Consider the following 16313-nt stretch of genomic DNA (forward strand, 5'->3'; position numbering starts at 1 on the left):
TGAATCTGGTGGAGGAGGAGGGATTCGAACCCTCGAAGCCTTTCGACTTACACACTTTCCAGGCGTGCTCCTTCGACCACTCGGACACCCCTCCAGATCAGTGCTCTCATCGGTCACCCGACTGCGTCGTGTTTCCCTTGAGAACGCGGCGTATATTATCGATAACCTTCGAGTGGCGCAAGCCTTTTTTCCAAAAACTTTCAGATAGATAGCGTCAGCGCTCTCAACCTGCGCACTGGGCCGAGGCCGCACTCGTCGTCACGGCCCCAGCACCACGTAATCGCCACGGGCCTCGAAACACAGTCGCGGAGCGGACTGCCCTTCGACCTGACACCACAGCTGCTGGGTCAGCGACAGTCGCGCTCGCCGCCCTGCTGCCAGGCGCTCGCCTACCTCGTCCAGCGCTGCCATGTCATCCGGCGCGCAGAGGATGTGATAGTCGCCACTGACCGGAGCCAGAAACCGCTGACTGGCCTGCGACACCACGATATCGCGCTGGATACCGCGGGCACGCAGCCAGAGCGTCAGCCAGCTCCAGCCACACAGGGTCGCCTCGAGACTCATGGCGCCGCCAAACGCCGTGCCCTTGTCGTTGAGATTGGGCGGCAGATGCAGGTGCCAGCTCAGCTGCCCCGTCGCACGCTCGGGCTCTGACCACTGCATCCCGACAAGCCCCAGATGAGCGGCCAGCGGGATCGCCTGACTCAGCCAATCACGGAACCGTGAAAGATCATCACTGACCGGCGCCGCGAGAGTGCCCGACCGCCCCTGCCCGTCACGCGGCAGGGGCAACGGTGGCCAGGCCTCACCACTCGAGCGCAACTGCTCGTTCATTCAGCGCCTCACTGCCAGCGTTCGACGAAGTCGGCACTTTTGCGGTTCGGCAATGGCTTGAGGCGTCCGCCCGGAGTGCCGAGATAAAGGAAGCCGACCAGCTCATCCTGCTCACCCATGCCCAGCCCTGCGTGCACGATGGGGTCAAAGGCGTAGCCGCCGGTGCGCCACATGCCACCGAGCCCCTGGGCCTGAGCGGCATACAGCATGGCGTGGGCGGCACAGCCAGCGCTGACCACCTGCTCGACACGCGGCACCTTGGGGTGGTCCGGCGTGACCCTGGCGATCACCGCGATCACCATCGGCGCACGCAGCGGCTTCTTGCTGGCCGCTGCCTGGGCGGTCTCGTCACCCGCCAGCGACTTGTTGCGCTCGGCCTGGGCGAACAGTTCACCCAGGCGCTCAAGCCCGCTGCCCGTGAATTCGATGAAGCGCCAGGGCGTCAGCTCGGCGTGGTCCGGCGCGCGCAGGGCGGCCTGGTAGATGGCCTCCATCTGCTCCTCATTCGGGGCCGGCGCCATCAACTTGCCCATGGAATTGCGTTCATGCAGTAACGTCAGCGCGTCCATCGTCTCTCCTGTCGCAGACTTCAGATAAGAATGATTCTCACACTAGCATGTCGGCAGCACGCCGTCTCATCACTCACTGCTATCTGCCTGATTGACAAGACAATCGGGCCCAGGGATCGGCGAGTTGAGCGAGCCTGTCGGAAACATGCCTTCCGAAGCGGTTACTGGCGAGAAAGGCGCAGCGGCAGGCTGGCGCGGGCCTCTGACTCAAGATCTTCCGTGGCACGCCACGGGCTGATGTCCAGGCCACCACGACGTACATAGCGCGCCATCACCAGCAAAGACTCTGGCTTCACGCGTGCCATCAGATCAACGAACAGATGCTCGACACAGTGCTCGTGGAAGTCCTGATGCTGGCGATAGCTGATCAGATAGGCCAGCAGGCGCTCGCGATCGATACGCGGCCCCCGGTAGCGAATCCACACGCTGCCCCAGTCCGGCTGGCCGGTGACCGGGCAGTTGGATTTGAGCAGGTGGCTGTGCAGGTCTTCGCTGACGATGTCGGCGGCATCGGCGCTGAGCAGCTCCGGTGACGGCGTATATTGCTCGACGCTGATCGGCAAGTCATCGAGACACTCTCCCGGCAGGCGCCCGACGTCCAGCTCGCTATCGTCCAGCGCCAGCAGACGCACCTCGACCGGCGCACCGGCCGCGGCGGCGAGGTCACGCTCCAGCGTTGCCTGCACCGCCGCCTGATCGGGGAAACGGCTCTGATTGAGACTGTTGAGATAGAGCTTCCAGGACTTGGATTCGATCAGGTTCGGCGAGGCTGCCGGCAGGCGGAAGCGTGCCACGCGCACCCACGGCTTGCCGGCCTCATCCAGCCAGGAGACCTCAAAGGCGTGCCATTCATCCTCACCGACGAACGGCAACGCCGCATCATCGATACCGATGGGACCACGATTGGCTGCCCGCGCGATGGGAAACAGCAGGCTGGCATCGTAGTGCTCGGGATAGGCGGACTCTCGCCCGAGCGGGGCATCCTTGAGGGTCTCGGGGCGCGCCTCGTCGGGCACGTTGACGGCAGTGGGGTGAGCCATGACAGCACTCCAGTGAAATAGGCCAATAACGCATCGATATCAGGGGCGCAGACAGCAGAACGCCGGCAGAAGCCGGCGTTGCATGCACTGGCGCGTTAGTGCGCATCTTACCATCATCGTCTGGGCGACATCTTCAGCTGCGGATGCCCTTGCCACGCTCAAGCAACCACAGCGCGAAGGCGAACAGGCCGATGATGAAGGCCACGATGGCCGCCATCGCCGGGCCGACACTGATGTCCGAGACCCCCAGAATGCCGTAGCGGAAGGTGTTGACCATGTAGAGGATCGGGTTGGCCAGCGACACCGTCTGCCAGAATTCCGGCAGCATGTGGATGGAATAGAAGACGCCCCCCAGGTAGGTCAGCGGCGTGAGCACGAAGGTCGGAATGATCGAGATGTCATCGAACTTGCGGGCGAACAGCGCATTGATGAAGCCACCGATGGAGAACAGCAGCGCCGTCAGCACCACGACCATGATGGTCAGGAAGGGGTGATGGATGTCGAGATCCGTGAACAGGAAGGCCACGGCGGTCACGATGATGCCGACCCCCAGCCCGCGCACGGCGCCACCGATGATGTAGCCGAGCAGGATGATCCACGATGGCAGCGGCGAGACCATCAGCTCCTCGATGCTGCGCTGGAACTTGTTGGAGAAGAATGACGAGGCCACGTTGGAATACGAGTTGGTGATCACCGACATCATGATCAGCCCCGGCACGATGTAATCCATGTAGCTGATGCCATCCATGGTGCCGATGCGCGAGCCGATGAGATTGCCGAAGATGACGAAATAGAGCGTCATGGTGATGGAAGGCGGCAGCAGCGTCTGCGGCCAGATGCGCGTGAAACGACGGACTTCCTTGACGACGATGGTGACCAGAGCCACCCATAGCTGACGGGGGTTCACTGCGTGATCTCCTTGGCGACATTGGAGGCGATACCGCTTTCGGCGTTGGAGCGCTCGACCAGGTCGACGAACAGCTCCTCGAGGCGATTGGCACGATTGCGCATCGACACCACGGTGATCCCGGCGCGATCCAGCGCCGCGAAGGCGGTATTGATCGACTGGCCCTTGCGCACGGCGAGCGCCAGCTGCTGAGGGTCACTCAAGGAGACCTCGAACCCGGCAATCACCGGCGCCTTGATCAGCGGCTCACGAATGTCGAGCAGGAAGGTTTCCGCATCCAGCTCCTTGAGCAGCTCACGCATGCTGGTGTTATGCACGATCTCGCCGTGATTGATGATGGCGATATTGCGGCACAGGCTCTCTGCCTCTTCCAGGTAATGCGTGGTGAGGATGATGGTGGTGCCCTCCTCCCGATTGATGCGGCGCATGAACTCCCACATCGAGCGGCGCAATTCGATATCCACGCCAGCAGTCGGCTCATCGAGAATCAGCAGGCGCGGCTTGTGGATCAGCGCGCGGGCAATCATCAGGCGGCGCTTCATGCCACCGGACAGCATGCGTGACGGGGTGTCGCGCTTGTCCCACAGCCCGAGATCCCTGAGCAGGCGCTCGGCACGCGGGCGCGCTTCCTTCATCGGCATGCCGTAATAACCCGCCTGGGTCATCACGATGTCCTGCACCTTCTCGAACTGATTGAAGTTGAACTCCTGCGGCACCACACCAAGGTGATACTTGGCCTTCGAGAAGTCCTTGTCGATATCGATTCCTGAGATCTCGACCTTGCCTGCGGTCTTCTGCACCAGCGAACTCACCACGCCGAGGGTCGTGGACTTGCCGGCCCCATTGGGGCCCAGCAGCGCGAAGAAATCGCCCTCGGGGACGTCAAGATCAATCCCCTTGAGCGCCTCAAAACCGTTGCCGTAGACCTTGGTCAGGCCACGGATAGACAAGGCAGGTCGTGACATCGGACACCTGTAATCGATTGACGCTGTCAGCCAGCACAGCAGAAAAGACGCATCTGAGAACAATTGCGCAACAGTGATGACACCGTTTCGCAGTCCGCTAACATGAAAATCAGATGCAAGATATTGGATGCGCATGGTAACGCATTCGGCGCTGCCACATCAGACACAGGGCAGAAAGGCATTAGTGCGCCACGGGAAACAAGCAGAGGGAAAAATCACGCCAGGGGCAGCATCAGAGAGCGGCGCAGAACAGGATGAAGAGGAATTTCAGGCACAAAAAAATCGCCAGTGACGTAACACGATGATCGTGTCTGTCAGGCGATGGTGTACAGCTATGTCATGCTTTTGCTTGCAACGTCACATTCGACTGGAGCGGGAAACGAGATTCGAACTCGCGACCCCAACCTTGGCAAGGTTGTGCTCTACCACTGAGCTATTCCCGCCTGTCGAAACACAAAACTTCGGCGTAAAACAGAATGGCGTCCCATAGGGGGTTCGAACCCCTGTTACCGCCGTGAAAGGGCGGTGTCCTGGACCACTAGACGAATGGGACACACGTTAGAAAAAGTCATGCTTAATCTAAATGGAGCGGGAAACGAGATTCGAACTCGCGACCCCAACCTTGGCAAGGTTGTGCTCTACCACTGAGCTATTCCCGCACCGGGTGTCATGAACCTGCGCCCACGACATCTGTCTTACTGCTGGCTTGCCACACCGTCATGCTCTGCATGGCGTCCCATAGGGGGTTCGAACCCCTGTTACCGCCGTGAAAGGGCGGTGTCCTAGACCACTAGACGAATGGGACGTACTGGAGCGGGAAACGAGATTCGAACTCGCGACCCCAACCTTGGCAAGGTTGTGCTCTACCACTGAGCTATTCCCGCAACACAAGCAGATCATGCGACCACACAAGACCGAAGATGGCGTCCCATAGGGGGTTCGAACCCCTGTTACCGCCGTGAAAGGGCGGTGTCCTGGACCACTAGACGAATGGGACACACTGGAGCGGGAAACGAGATTCGAACTCGCGACCCCAACCTTGGCAAGGTTGTGCTCTACCACTGAGCTATTCCCGCACTCCGGTCTCTACGCTGCAAGAAAGTGGCGTCCCATAGGGGGTTCGAACCCCTGTTACCGCCGTGAAAGGGCGGTGTCCTGGACCACTAGACGAATGGGACGTAACGTTCTTGCCTCGTCGAGGTGGCGCGTATATTACAAAGCCCCTTCCCCTTCGTCAACCCCCTGCTTCAACAGGATTTTTCCGGCGTTGGCCAAGTTCACCCACCACATGCTTGTGGTCACGCCCTGACGCCCGCATTCTGGGGGTATGTACCGGGTTTCGCGTGAAGACCGGCAGCCACTCTTTTCGAATTGCCGCGCAGGAGAACTTGCTTGCAGGTTCGCACGAGCACGCATTCGAGAAACGCATAGATAGAGAGAAAAGACCATGAGCGAACAAGACCCGCAGACTCAGGACAAGTTGATTCGCAGTGAAGAGGAGTGGCGCAAGCGACTGACGCCGGAACAATACCGGGTGACGCGCGAGGCAGGGACCGAGCGCCCCTTCACCGGCGATCACGAAGTCAGCCCGACGCCGGGCACCTATCATTGCATCGCCTGTGACGCCAAGCTGTTCGACAACGACACCAAGTTCGATTCCGGCTGTGGCTGGCCAAGCTTCGACCGCCCCTATGCCGATGCCGCTGTCGAGGAGCACTTCGATACCAGCCATGGCATGCGTCGCGTGGAAGTGCGCTGTCGCCGCTGCGAATCCCATCTGGGGCACGTCTTTCCGGATGGCCCAACTGACACCGGTCAGCGCTACTGCATCAACTCCGTCGCGTTGCGCTTCAAGCCGATACGCGCCTGACGCCCGGGGCATGGAGAGTCGATAGAGGCGCTGGGCAGTGATGACCGGATAGCGCGCCTCCATGGCCAGGCCGCCTCTGATAGAATGCGTCGCCATACGCGTCCCCTCCTCACCCGCATGCCATGCAGCGCCACCCCTGATGGATGAGCGCCTTTCATGGCATGCGGGAAGAAGGAGGCAGGACAGAGGTGACAGAACAACCGTCATACCCCTGACGGCAGGAGAAAAGCAACATGCTGGGCTGGTATCCGGGACACATGCACAAGGCACGCCGTCAGATAAAGGACGCCCTGCCCGAGATCGACGTGGTAATAGAAGTACTTGATGCCCGTCTCCCCTACTCCAGCACCAATCCGGTGCTGTCCGAGCTGACCCGCCACAAGCCGGTACTCAAGCTGCTGTCGCGCGCGGATCTGGCTGATCCGGCACGTACCCGTGAATGGGTCGAGTATTTCGACGCCCTGCCCAACACCCGCGCACTGGCGATCACGACGCTCGAGGCACGTGATCTCAAGCAGATTCCGCGACTGTGCCGCGAGATGGCCGGTCATATACGTGCTGATCGTGATGCGCGCGTGATGGTGATGGGCATCCCCAACGTCGGCAAGTCGACGCTGATCAATGGTCTGGCGGGTCGCAAGATCGCCAAGACCGGCAACGAGCCCGCCGTCACCAAGCGCCAGCAGAAGATTCGCATCGACGGTGGCATCGCCCTGATCGATACCCCCGGAGTGATGTGGCCGAAGATCGAGGACCAGGCCAGCGCCTATCGTCTGGCCGGCAGTGGCGCGATCCGTGACACCGCCATCGATTACACCGATGTGGCGGTGATCGTCGCGGCGGAGCTGGCCAAGCGCTATCCCACGGAGCTGACCGCACGCTACAAGCTGAAGTCACTGCCGGCCTACAGCGCCAACCCTGACGCCGAGCGAGTCGAGAGTGATGGCCCACGCAAGGTCGATCTGATGGCGCTGTCCGGCTTCAATGGGGTCGCGATTCTGGAAGAGATCGCCAGCAAGCGCGGTGGCCTGCGTGCCGGTGGCATCATCGATCTGCACCGCGGTGCCGAGGTGCTGCTGCACGAACTGCGCGATGGCAAGCTCGGACGTCTGACGCTGGAAACGCCGGCGGACATTCCTGCCGAGCCGGTGCCGGAAGCCAGTGGCGAGACGGAAGATGGAGCCGAAACGCGTGAGCAAGAGAGCGAATAACGCTACCAGAACAAGGCGCTAACGCGACTCTCGTCCGGCTCCCGCCCGCGGGAGACGCTTGAATGCCAGTTGAAAATCCCGCCAGAAAACCTCTGGCGGGATTTTTTTCTGCCTGAACATCTCAAACCACAAATTTAACCACGCTATTGGCCCTTGGCCGTGGCGCGGCAGGCCAGCGGCGCGATATGCTGGACGCTCGCCCCTACACCTTACGTGACGGAGATCTACGGAAAGCATCATGGATACCGAGCAAAGAAAGCCCCGCGAAATTCGCAAGTCACACAAGCTGGACAACGTCTGCTATGACATTCGCGGGCCGGTTCTCGAACACGCCAAGCGTCTCGAGGACGAGGGCCATCGCATTCTCAAGCTCAATATCGGCAACCCGGCGCCCTTCGGCTTCGAGGCACCGGAAGAGATTCTGCAGGACGTGATGCGCAACCTGCCGACCGCGCAGGGCTATTGTGATTCCAAGGGGCTTTACTCTGCGCGCAAGGCGATCATGCAGGAGTGCCAGCGCAAGGATATCCAGGGTGTCGGGATCGAGGACATCTACGTCGGCAACGGCGTCTCGGAGCTGATCGTGCTGGCCATGCAGGCACTGCTGGATGATGGCGACGAGCTGCTGGTACCGGCGCCGGATTACCCGCTATGGACTGCTGCGGCCAACCTGGCCGGTGGTCGCGCCGTGCACTATCTGTGTGACGAGGCGCAGGACTGGGCGCCCTCCATCGAGGACATCCGCGCCAAGGTGACCAGCCACACCAAGGGCATCGTACTGATCAACCCGAACAACCCGACCGGCGCGGTCTATCCGCCCGCGGTGGTGAAGGACATCCTGCAGGTCGCGCGCGAATTCGGTCTGGTGGTGTTTTCTGACGAGATCTACGACAAGATCCTCTATGACGATACCGAGCACGTCTCCACCGGCGCGCTGGCCGATGATCTGCTGATCGTGACCATGAACGGCCTGTCCAAGAGCTACCGCTGCGCGGGCTTCCGCTCCGGCTGGATGATTCTCTCCGGTGACAAGCGCCCGGCGGCCGACTTCATCTCCGGCCTCGACATGCTGGCCAGCATGCGCCTGTGTGCCAATGTGCCGGCGCAGCACGCCATCCAGACGGCGCTCGGCGGCTATCAGTCGATCAATGACCTGGTCCTGCCGGGCGGACGCCTGCTGGCCCAGCGTGACGCGGCCTGGAAGAAACTCAACGAGATTCCCGGCGTCAGCTGCGTGAAGCCCAAGGGCGCGCTCTACATGTTCCCGCGGCTCGACCCGGAGATGTATCCCTTCGAGGACGACCAACAGATGGTGCTGGAGCTGTTGCTGGAAGAGAAGATGCTGCTGGTGCAAGGCACCGCCTTCAACTGGCCGAATCCGGATCACCTGCGCATCGTCACCCTGCCCTACGCCGACCAGCTGGAAGAAGCCATCGAACGCCTCGGCCGCTTCCTGGCGCGACGTCGCAAGGCCTGACGTCGGCCCAGCCCCCGCGATCAAGGGGCTACGCAGGTCGCCTCCAGTGGTGATACCTTGCTGTCCTTGCAGAGCGTCCTTGCAGACTGTCGACGCAAATTCTGCCCGCGCCACTGCCAGTGATTCATCTCACTGTCAGTATCGCGGGCAGATAATTGCGCCCTACCGATTTATTGGCATTGGAGACCTGACCCCATGATGCGGATAGCCCTTTTCCTGATCACCAACCTGGCGGTGGTGCTGCTGGCCAGTGTCACGCTGCGCCTGCTGGGCTTCGATGGCTACATGGAAGCCAACGGCATCAACTACACGGCGCTGCTGATCTTCTGCTTCATCATCGGCATGGCCGGCTCCGTGATCTCGCTGTTCCTGTCCAAGATGATGGCCAAGTCCTCGACCGGCACCGTGATCATCGAACAGCCGCAGAACGATACCGAGCGCTGGCTGCTGGATACCGTCGGTGAACTGGCGCGCGACGCAGGCATCAAGATGCCGGAAGTCGGTATCTTCCCGGCGCAGCAATCCAATGCCTTCGCCACCGGCTGGAACCGCAATGATGCGCTGGTCGCCGTCTCGGCCGGCCTGCTCAATCGCATGCGTCCCGAGGAAGTGCGCGCCGTGCTGGCGCACGAGATCGGGCACGTGGCCAACGGCGACATGGTGACGCTGACGCTGATCCAGGGCGTGGTGAACACCTTCGTGATGTTCTTCGCGCGCATTGCCGCGCATGCCATCGATGCCTTCCTGAAGCGAGATGACAACAGCGGCGGCCTGGGCTTCTTCGGCTACATGGCCGTGGTCTTCGTCCTTGAACTGGTGCTGGGCCTGGTGGCCTCGATGATCGTCGCCTGGTTCTCGCGCTGGCGCGAATACCGTGCCGATGCCGCAGGCGCGAGTCTCGCGGGCAGCGGTTCGATGATCAACGCCCTGGCTCGCCTCAAGCAGGAACATGAGCTGCCGGACCAGATGCCCGACACCATGACCGCCTTCGCCATCACCACCGGCAAAAGCCGCAAGCTGATGGAGCAACTGTTCGCCAGCCACCCGCCGCTGGATGACCGTATCGCCGCGCTCAAGGCCGCTGCCTACAAGTAAGCTCGGCCAATCCTGCACAGCCTCAATGGCCCCTGCAGACAGCAAAAAAGCCCGCCACGTGAACCACGTGACGGGCTTTTTCTCTTTATGTCCCAGGTCTGAGTCAGCGTGACTCCGAGGTCTCGTGGGGCGTATCCAGCACCAGCGACTCGGCCAGCGGCGTCGGCTCCACGCCTTCGGATCCCTCACCCTCTTCAAGGCGCTCCAGCTTGAAGCCGACCATGGCATAGGCCACCGCCAGCGCCAGATTGATCAGGTTGAACAGCGCAAAGGGCAGGTAGCTCAAGGTCGCGACGCCCAGGGTGGCCGCCATGTAGGCGCCACAGCTGTTCCAGGGAATCAGCGGCGAGGTGATGGTGCCGGAGTCTTCCAGCGCGCGTGACAGGTTGACCGGCGCCAGGCGGCGGCGACGGAACTCGGCGCGATACATGCGCCCCGGCAGGATGACCGAGATGTACTGATCGCCGGTCACCACATTGGAGGCCAGGCAGGTACCCAGCGTGGTGATGACCAGCGAACCGGCATTGCGTGTCGCGCCCAGAAGGCTCTGCACCAGACGCTCCAGCAGACCGAGGCGCTCGATCACGCCACCGAAGGTCATCGCCGACAGAATCAGCCATACGGTGTTGAGCATGCTGCTCATGCCACCCTTGGAGAGCAGCGAGTCGATCACCTCATCACCGCTGTGAGACACATAGCCGTCGAACATCGACATCCACACGCCCTTGAGCAGCGCCATGGCGGTGGACATGTCCGTGACGCTTGCCAGCCCCATCACCGCCTGTGGCTGGAAGATGACCGCGAAGACGGCGCCCAGCGCCGCACCGATGAAGATGGCCGGGAAGGCGGGCATCTGACGCACGGCCATCACCAGCAACACCAGCAGGGGAATCAGCAGGTGCAGGCCGATATTGAACTGCTCGCCCAGCTGGGCACGCAGATTGGCGACCTGTTCCGGCGTCTGCAGGCTGGAGACGGAGTCGTGACCGAGCCACAGAAAGCCTGCCAACGCGAGCAGGATGCTGGGCACGGTTGTCCACAGCATATGGCGAATGTGCGCGAACAGCGTGGTGCCCGCGGCTGCCGGCGCCAGATTGGTGGTATCGGACAGCGGCGAGAGCTTGTCACCGAAGTAGGCCCCGGAAATCACCGCGCCGGCGGTGATCGCCTCGGACAGCCCCAGGCCATCGGCGATGCCGATCAGACCGATGCCGATGGTACCGGCGACCGTCCACGAGCTGCCCACCGACAGCGCCACCAGCGCGCACAGCAGACAGGCGGAGGCATAGAAGTACTGCGGCGCGATCACGTCCAGGCCGTAGTAGATCATCGCCGGCACGGTGCCGCCGAGAATCCAGGTGCCGATCATCGCGCCGACCGCCAGCAGGATCAGGATCGCGCCCAACGAGATCTGGATGCCCTTGTTGATCCCCTCTTCGATATCGCTCCAGCGATAGCCGTTCTTGAGACCGATCAGGCCCGCGATCATCGCGCCGGACAGCAGCGCGACCTGATTGGGCCCCCAGGAGGCATCGGCACCGAACAGCACCACCGCCAGCACCAGCATGGCGATGACCAGCACGATGGGAATCAGGGCATCCAGCAGAGAAGGCGGACGATAGCCGCTGTCCTCAGCAGAGTTATCAGGGTGTTGTTGCATTCAAGACACCATCTTCAAGAAATGAGGACACCGACACGCCGCGTGGTGACGGGCATGGCAGAAGACACGGAGAATGGGGAGCAACGCCGCAGCGTCAGGCGGGGCATGCCATCAAGACCAGCCCCGGCGCGTGTCGCCAGACGATCTGGGGCGCATTATATCGACCAAGGTCGAAGACCGAAATGGTCAAGGATTCAGGCATGCGGCAAGGTCATCGTCCACCAGGCGACCTCCACAACGCGAACGCCCCCGCCAGCAGAGCTGACAGGGGCATTCCAGAGGCCTTGCGAATCACCTCGTGATCATTTGCTGACCAGCTTGACGCGGGAGAAGCCGAAGCCCTCCAGCACCTCACGCAGTTCGCGGGCATTCTTCTTGAGCTCGACGCGCAGCGTGGAGAACTCGCGACGCAGCGGATATTCCCGTCGATAACGCACGAACCCTTCGGCATTGCCGAAACGGCGTTGATAGCGACGCAGGCCCAGCGCATCGCGGCGCACGTCATAGCAGGCGCGCACGCAGAGCCCGAGCGCCTCTTCCGGCGGCGCCCAGCCCGTCAGCACCAGCTTGCGCAGCCACGGATCCGGCTTGAGCTGACCCAGCTTGCGGCGCGCCGGCAGCCCGAAGTGACGACAGGCCTGCTGATAGATGATCTCGGTACCCTGCATCTTGCCATCCAGGCTATGCCCGGCGATGTGCGGCGTGGCGATGTCCACCAGCGCGGCCAGCTCGGCATCGATATCCGGCTCGTTTTCCCACACATCCAGCACGGTCAGCAGATCAGCCTGCTCCTTGAGGCGCTGCTTGAGCGCCGCGGTATCGACACAGCCACCGCGGCCGGCACTCAGCAGCACGCTGCCGGGCTTCATGGCGCGGATGCGCTCGGCATTGATCAGATGGTGGGTCGGGTGCTCGCCGCCGGTGACCATCGGGGTGTGTACGCAGATGACATCACACTCGGCGACCAGCTCATCGAGGTCCACGAAGCGGGACTTCTCGGGGCGCTCATCGCTCTGACCCTCAAGCGCGGCACGCGGCGGATCGCAGACCAGCACCTCGGCACCCAGCGACTCGAGACGCTTGACCAGTCGTGACCCGACCTGCCCGGCCCCGACCACACCGAAGCGGCGGTCCAGCTGCAGATCCAGCCCTTCCTGCTCGGCCAGATGCCACAGCGACGACAGCACATAATCCACTACCGAGTCGGCATTGCAGCCCGGCGCGTTGGTGAAGTGGATATCATTGGCCGCGAGCCATTCGAGATCGGCATGGTCGGTGCCGATGATCGGCGAGCCGACGAAGCGCACCCGCGTTCCTTCCAACAGCGCCTGATCCACGCGCAAGGTAGAGCGACAGATCAGCATGTCGACGTCCTTGAGGACGGCATTGGTGATCTCGCGAGTCGGCATGCAGGTCACCTCTCCCAGTTCGGAGAAGAATTCCTCTGCCAGAGGGACGTTATCGTCCACGATGATGTGCATCTGTTGCCTTTCCTTGCTGTGGCAATGAGTGTCGCTGCGGGTTCACGGGCCAGCATGAGCGCCTGAGTGACTTCACACCTTGCCGCAAGGCACGTGAAGATTACAATGGTATGCTTGCTTGCCCGCCGCCGTGCCATCTTAGGCGCACGCAACGGGCGTCACAAGCTCATGATTGAGTCCAGCCACCATCGTTTCGCCTCGGGAGTCACGCGTGATCATCCGCTGGGAAAGCCACCACGATTACGTTCTGGTCCATGTGCATCAGGACATGTTCGGCGACTGGATCGTCAGCCGCTCATGGGGCCAGATCGGCACCCAGTTCGGCGGATTGAAGCACGATCTCGCCGAAAGCCACGAACAGGCCATGACCTGGGTCAGCGACCTCGCCCACATCCAGGCCTCACGCGGCTACACCAAGGTGCTGGAGGCCACGGCCGACAGTCCGGAAGCCGAAGACGCCATGCGCCAGATGTCGCTGCTGGAGAGTTAGCGCGCAGCACGGTGCCGGACACGAAAAGACCGCCGCTACCCTGAGGTAGCGGCGGTCTTTTTGCATCAACGTCAAGCGACACGTCTGCACCGCTCAGCGCAGAAAACGACGCCCGTTGCGCAGGCTGGGGCCCTGTGGCTCAGTGGCTGAGTCGCGCTCGGCTTGAGGCGTCATTTCGACGCCCTGCGCGCGCAACCACTTCGGCAACACCTCTTCGCCATCGGCCAGCGAATATTCCGCACCCGTTGCGCTTGCCAGTACAGGAATGCGCGTCGCGTAACGCTCGCTCAGCTGCGCGTCGAAGGCGATCTCGACCCGCGTGAGCGTGACATCCGCCCCCAGCGCCTGCAGCGTGGCTTCCAGCCGGGCACACAGATGACAGCCCGCCGTGGTGTAAAGCCACAGCGGGACGCCGGCCATCGCTCAGCCCTTCACATCGCTGGCGCGACGGATGCGGAAGACGTGGTGGATATCCGGACGACGCTTGAAGTCCGGGTCCAGCAGCTTGCGCGACAGGTCTTCCACCACATGGTGCTGGCTGACGCTGTCATCCATCACGAAGCGACGATGGTTGTTGGAGAAGATCAGCGTGCCGCCCGGCGCCAGACTGGCCATCGCCAGGTCGATCAGGCGCGCGTGATCACGCTGGATATCCAGGGTGCCTTCCATCTTCTTGGAGTTGGAGAAGGTCGGCGGATCGAGGAAGATCAGGTCGAACTCCTCGCGGGAGCGTTCCAGCCACTTCAGGCAGTCGGCACGCACCAGCTGGTGGCGTTTCTCGCTGATGCCGTTGAGCTTGAAGTTCTCGCGCCCCCAGTCCAGATAGGTATTGGACATGTCGACGCTGACGCTTTCACTCGCGCCACCCAGCACCGCATGCACGGTGGCCGTCGCGGTATAGCAGAACAGGTTGAGCACCCGCTTGCCGTCCGCTTCCTTGCCCAGCAGCTTGCGCACCGGACGGTGATCCAGGAACAGGCCGGTATCCAGGTAGTCCTTGAGATTCACCCACAGCCTGGCGTCGCCTTCCTGCACCTCGATACGCTGACCGGAGCTGTCCTGACGCGTGTACTGCGCCTTGCCCGCCTGACGGGTGCGTTGCTTGATATGGATATCGTTGGGCGAGCAGCCCAGCACCTGCGGAATCGCCGCCAGTGCATCCATCAGGCGGCGCTGCGCCTGACTGGCATCCACGGACTTGGGCGGCGTGTATTCCTGCACGTGCACGTGACGGCCATAGATATCGATGGCCAGCGCGTACTCCGGCATGTCGGCATCGTAAAGGCGATAACAGGTGGTTCCGCTCTGCTTGAGCCAACGCGCCAGTGACTTCTGGTTCTTCTTAAGGCGATTGGCGAACATCTGGCCGCCCTCGCTCAGCGCGGGCTGACTGCGGGAATCTTCCGCCACGCTGTCTTCGTCGACCGCACGCTCACGCGCCGCCACATCGATCATCAACAGCTTGCAGTCGAGCTGGCCGTTGCGGAAGGCGTACTGACGATGCGCACGCAGGCCGAGACGGTGGCCGAGATCCGGATTGCCGGTGAACATGCCCAGCGTCCAGCCGCCGAAGTGACGCTTCATGCGCTCACCGAGGCTTGCGTAGAGCGGCACCAGAGCCGGCAGCTCGCCCAGACGCTCACCGTAGGGCGGGTTGGTCATCACCAGGCCCGTGGTGGCGCCTTCGGGACAGGTCAGCTCGGCGACGGAGGCGCCTTCCAGCTCGATCAGTGCCGGAATGCCGGCACGCATGGCGTTGGAGCGCGCGGCAGAAATCGCCTGCGGGCTGTGATCACGACCGAACAGACGCGCGGTGACCTTGCGGCGTCCGGCAATGGCACGCTGCTCCATCTCCTCCCACAGGCCTTTCCAGATGCGCTCGTCATGGCGCCCCCAGTGGCAGCAGGCGAACTCCTGATTCAGCGACTGCGGCGCGATATCCGCGGCCATCAAGGCTGCCTCGATCAGCAGCGTGCCGGAACCGCACATCGGATCGACCAGGCTCTCGCCACGCGCCGCACGCGCCGGCCAGTCGGCACGCATCAGCAGGGCCGCCGCCAGGTTCTCTTTCAGCGGCGCATGGGCGAGATCAGGACGGTAGCCACGCTGGTGCAGACTGCGCCCCACGAGGTCGATGCCCAGGGTGATGTAGCCATTGTGCAGGTGCGCGTAGATGCGCAGATCGGCATTCTTGCCATCGACGGTCGGCTTGTTGCGGCCTTCCTCGAACATCGCCTCGACGATGCCGTCCTTGACGGTCTGGGCACCGAAGAAGGTGTGCCGAATGTCTTTCCATGTTCCATGGAAATCGACGGCGATAGAGGCTCGATCCGGCAATTCCATCGCCCAATCGACACCCGCACTCGCCTTGCGCAGCTGCTCGCCGGTGTCGACGCCACCCACGCGAGTGAGCAGACGAATGATGCGGTTGGCCAGTCGCGACCACAGGATGGTGCGGTAGGCGGTTTCCTGGCTACCGTTGAAGTGTACGCCAGCGACGGTCGTGCCAGTCACCTCGGCACCCAGAGCCGTCAGCTCATCGGCCAGCAGCGTTTCGATGCCACGCGGGCAGGTCGCAAACCAGGTAGAGAGCGAGTTGCTGGGCGCGCGGGGTGTAGTCGCAGAGGTCGTATCAGTCATGAATCTCTCACCGGCAGGTGCCGGACTTATTCCTGTGAGTTGGCTTCTGGCACTAGCGATATTCCTATACGGCT

The 16313-nt window shown here is 62.3% G+C and carries 14 protein-coding genes and 9 tRNA genes; 5 read left to right on the top strand and 18 right to left on the bottom strand.

Annotated elements, in window-relative coordinates:
- Positions 1-6: 6 nt before the first annotated feature.
- The 14 genes from F8A90_RS14030 to F8A90_RS14095 all read right to left on the bottom strand — a co-directional run bounded on the left by F8A90_RS14030 (position 7) and on the right by F8A90_RS14095 (position 5493).
- Positions 7-94, bottom strand: a tRNA-Ser gene (locus F8A90_RS14030).
- A gap of 164 nt (positions 95-258) precedes the next feature.
- Positions 259-834, bottom strand: a complete 576-nt coding sequence (locus tag F8A90_RS14035) for a YiiD C-terminal domain-containing protein (RefSeq protein WP_200017520.1) — start codon at positions 832-834, stop codon at positions 259-261.
- 8 nt (positions 835-842) lie between these two features.
- On the bottom strand, positions 843-1403 hold the full coding sequence (locus tag F8A90_RS14040) for an NAD(P)H nitroreductase (RefSeq protein ID WP_200017521.1): 561 nt from the start codon (positions 1401-1403) through the stop codon (positions 843-845).
- A gap of 161 nt (positions 1404-1564) precedes the next feature.
- Complete coding sequence (gene queF / locus F8A90_RS14045; protein WP_200017522.1) at positions 1565-2443, bottom strand: NADPH-dependent 7-cyano-7-deazaguanine reductase QueF; 879 nt, start codon at positions 2441-2443, stop codon at positions 1565-1567.
- Positions 2444-2576: 133 nt separating this feature from the next.
- Positions 2577-3350, bottom strand: coding sequence for an ABC transporter permease (locus tag F8A90_RS14050; protein WP_043333883.1), 774 nt, complete (start codon positions 3348-3350; stop codon positions 2577-2579).
- Positions 3347-4315: an ABC transporter ATP-binding protein gene (locus F8A90_RS14055; protein WP_200017523.1), complete on the bottom strand. Its 969-nt coding sequence runs from the start codon at positions 4313-4315 to the stop codon at positions 3347-3349. Before F8A90_RS14055 ends, F8A90_RS14050 begins: the two co-directional genes overlap by 4 nt.
- Positions 4316-4683: 368 nt before the next feature.
- Positions 4684-4758 (bottom strand) — tRNA-Gly (locus F8A90_RS14060).
- A gap of 34 nt (positions 4759-4792) precedes the next feature.
- Positions 4793-4868, bottom strand: a tRNA-Glu gene (locus tag F8A90_RS14065).
- A gap of 31 nt (positions 4869-4899) precedes the next feature.
- Positions 4900-4974 (bottom strand) — tRNA-Gly (locus F8A90_RS14070).
- 70 nt (positions 4975-5044) lie between these two features.
- Positions 5045-5120 (bottom strand) — tRNA-Glu (locus tag F8A90_RS14075).
- A gap of 4 nt (positions 5121-5124) precedes the next feature.
- Positions 5125-5199: transfer RNA gene (locus F8A90_RS14080), tRNA-Gly, on the bottom strand.
- A gap of 37 nt (positions 5200-5236) precedes the next feature.
- Positions 5237-5312, bottom strand: a tRNA-Glu gene (locus F8A90_RS14085).
- Between the two features lie 4 nt (positions 5313-5316).
- Positions 5317-5391, bottom strand: a tRNA-Gly gene (locus tag F8A90_RS14090).
- A 26-nt stretch (positions 5392-5417) separates the two neighbouring features.
- Positions 5418-5493: transfer RNA gene (locus F8A90_RS14095), tRNA-Glu, on the bottom strand.
- Between the two features lie 269 nt (positions 5494-5762).
- Between F8A90_RS14095 and msrB the strand changes: the two genes are divergently transcribed.
- From msrB to htpX, 4 genes are all read left to right on the top strand, one after another.
- On the top strand, positions 5763-6185 hold the full coding sequence (msrB, locus tag F8A90_RS14100; RefSeq protein ID WP_043334292.1) for a peptide-methionine (R)-S-oxide reductase MsrB: 423 nt from the start codon (positions 5763-5765) through the stop codon (positions 6183-6185).
- A 233-nt stretch (positions 6186-6418) separates the two neighbouring features.
- Entirely contained in the window at positions 6419-7396 is a 978-nt protein-coding gene (gene ylqF / locus F8A90_RS14105) for a ribosome biogenesis GTPase YlqF (protein WP_200017524.1), read from the top strand.
- Positions 7397-7634: 238 nt separating this feature from the next.
- Entirely contained in the window at positions 7635-8873 is a 1239-nt protein-coding gene (locus F8A90_RS14110; RefSeq protein WP_200017525.1) for a pyridoxal phosphate-dependent aminotransferase, read from the top strand.
- Positions 8874-9068: 195 nt separating this feature from the next.
- Positions 9069-9968 carry a protease HtpX gene (htpX, locus tag F8A90_RS14115; protein ID WP_166019971.1) on the top strand — a complete coding sequence of 300 codons (900 nt, stop codon included), beginning with the start codon at positions 9069-9071 and terminating at the stop codon, positions 9966-9968.
- A 103-nt stretch (positions 9969-10071) separates the two neighbouring features.
- Here htpX and nhaC read toward each other — a convergent pair whose 3' ends face one another.
- Positions 10072-11628 carry a Na+/H+ antiporter NhaC gene (nhaC, locus tag F8A90_RS14120; protein WP_200017526.1) on the bottom strand — a complete coding sequence of 519 codons (1557 nt, stop codon included), beginning with the start codon at positions 11626-11628 and terminating at the stop codon, positions 10072-10074.
- Between the two features lie 302 nt (positions 11629-11930).
- A complete protein-coding gene (gene pdxB / locus F8A90_RS14125; RefSeq protein WP_043334303.1) occupies positions 11931-13109 on the bottom strand; it encodes a 4-phosphoerythronate dehydrogenase PdxB in 1179 nt (392 codons plus the stop codon).
- 211 nt (positions 13110-13320) lie between these two features.
- Here pdxB and F8A90_RS14130 point away from each other — a divergent pair, with 211 nt between their 5' ends.
- Entirely contained in the window at positions 13321-13599 is a 279-nt protein-coding gene (locus F8A90_RS14130; protein WP_043334304.1) for a WGR domain-containing protein, read from the top strand.
- A 93-nt stretch (positions 13600-13692) separates the two neighbouring features.
- Here F8A90_RS14130 and F8A90_RS14135 read toward each other — a convergent pair whose 3' ends face one another.
- On the bottom strand, positions 13693-14019 hold the full coding sequence (locus F8A90_RS14135; RefSeq protein ID WP_200017527.1) for a glutaredoxin family protein: 327 nt from the start codon (positions 14017-14019) through the stop codon (positions 13693-13695).
- Between the two features lie 3 nt (positions 14020-14022).
- On the bottom strand, positions 14023-16239 hold the full coding sequence (gene rlmKL, locus F8A90_RS14140) for a bifunctional 23S rRNA (guanine(2069)-N(7))-methyltransferase RlmK/23S rRNA (guanine(2445)-N(2))-methyltransferase RlmL (protein WP_200017528.1): 2217 nt from the start codon (positions 16237-16239) through the stop codon (positions 14023-14025).
- Positions 16240-16313 lie beyond the last annotated feature (74 nt).

The organism is Cobetia sp. cqz5-12 (assembly GCF_016495405.1).
Lineage (GTDB): Bacteria > Pseudomonadota > Gammaproteobacteria > Pseudomonadales > Halomonadaceae > Cobetia.

Excerpts from the sequence above, each read along its gene's own strand:
- htpX (WP_166019971.1), top strand. The coding sequence starts at position 9,069 with ATGATGCGGATAGCCCTTTTCCTGATCACCAACCTGGCGGTGGTGCTG.
- msrB (WP_043334292.1), top strand. The coding sequence starts at position 5,763 with ATGAGCGAACAAGACCCGCAGACTCAGGACAAGTTGATTCGCAGTGAA.
- nhaC (WP_200017526.1), bottom strand. The coding sequence starts at position 11,628 with ATGCAACAACACCCTGATAACTCTGCTGAGGACAGCGGCTATCGTCCG.
- ylqF (WP_200017524.1), top strand. The coding sequence starts at position 6,419 with ATGCTGGGCTGGTATCCGGGACACATGCACAAGGCACGCCGTCAGATA.
- rlmKL (WP_200017528.1), bottom strand. The coding sequence starts at position 16,239 with ATGACTGATACGACCTCTGCGACTACACCCCGCGCGCCCAGCAACTCG.
- F8A90_RS14040 (WP_200017521.1), bottom strand. The coding sequence starts at position 1,403 with ATGGACGCGCTGACGTTACTGCATGAACGCAATTCCATGGGCAAGTTG.
- F8A90_RS14035 (WP_200017520.1), bottom strand. The coding sequence starts at position 834 with ATGAACGAGCAGTTGCGCTCGAGTGGTGAGGCCTGGCCACCGTTGCCC.
- pdxB (WP_043334303.1), bottom strand. The coding sequence starts at position 13,109 with ATGCACATCATCGTGGACGATAACGTCCCTCTGGCAGAGGAATTCTTC.
- F8A90_RS14055 (WP_200017523.1), bottom strand. The coding sequence starts at position 4,315 with ATGTCACGACCTGCCTTGTCTATCCGTGGCCTGACCAAGGTCTACGGC.
- F8A90_RS14135 (WP_200017527.1), bottom strand. The coding sequence starts at position 14,019 with ATGGCCGGCGTCCCGCTGTGGCTTTACACCACGGCGGGCTGTCATCTG.
- F8A90_RS14110 (WP_200017525.1), top strand. The coding sequence starts at position 7,635 with ATGGATACCGAGCAAAGAAAGCCCCGCGAAATTCGCAAGTCACACAAG.
- queF (WP_200017522.1), bottom strand. The coding sequence starts at position 2,443 with ATGGCTCACCCCACTGCCGTCAACGTGCCCGACGAGGCGCGCCCCGAG.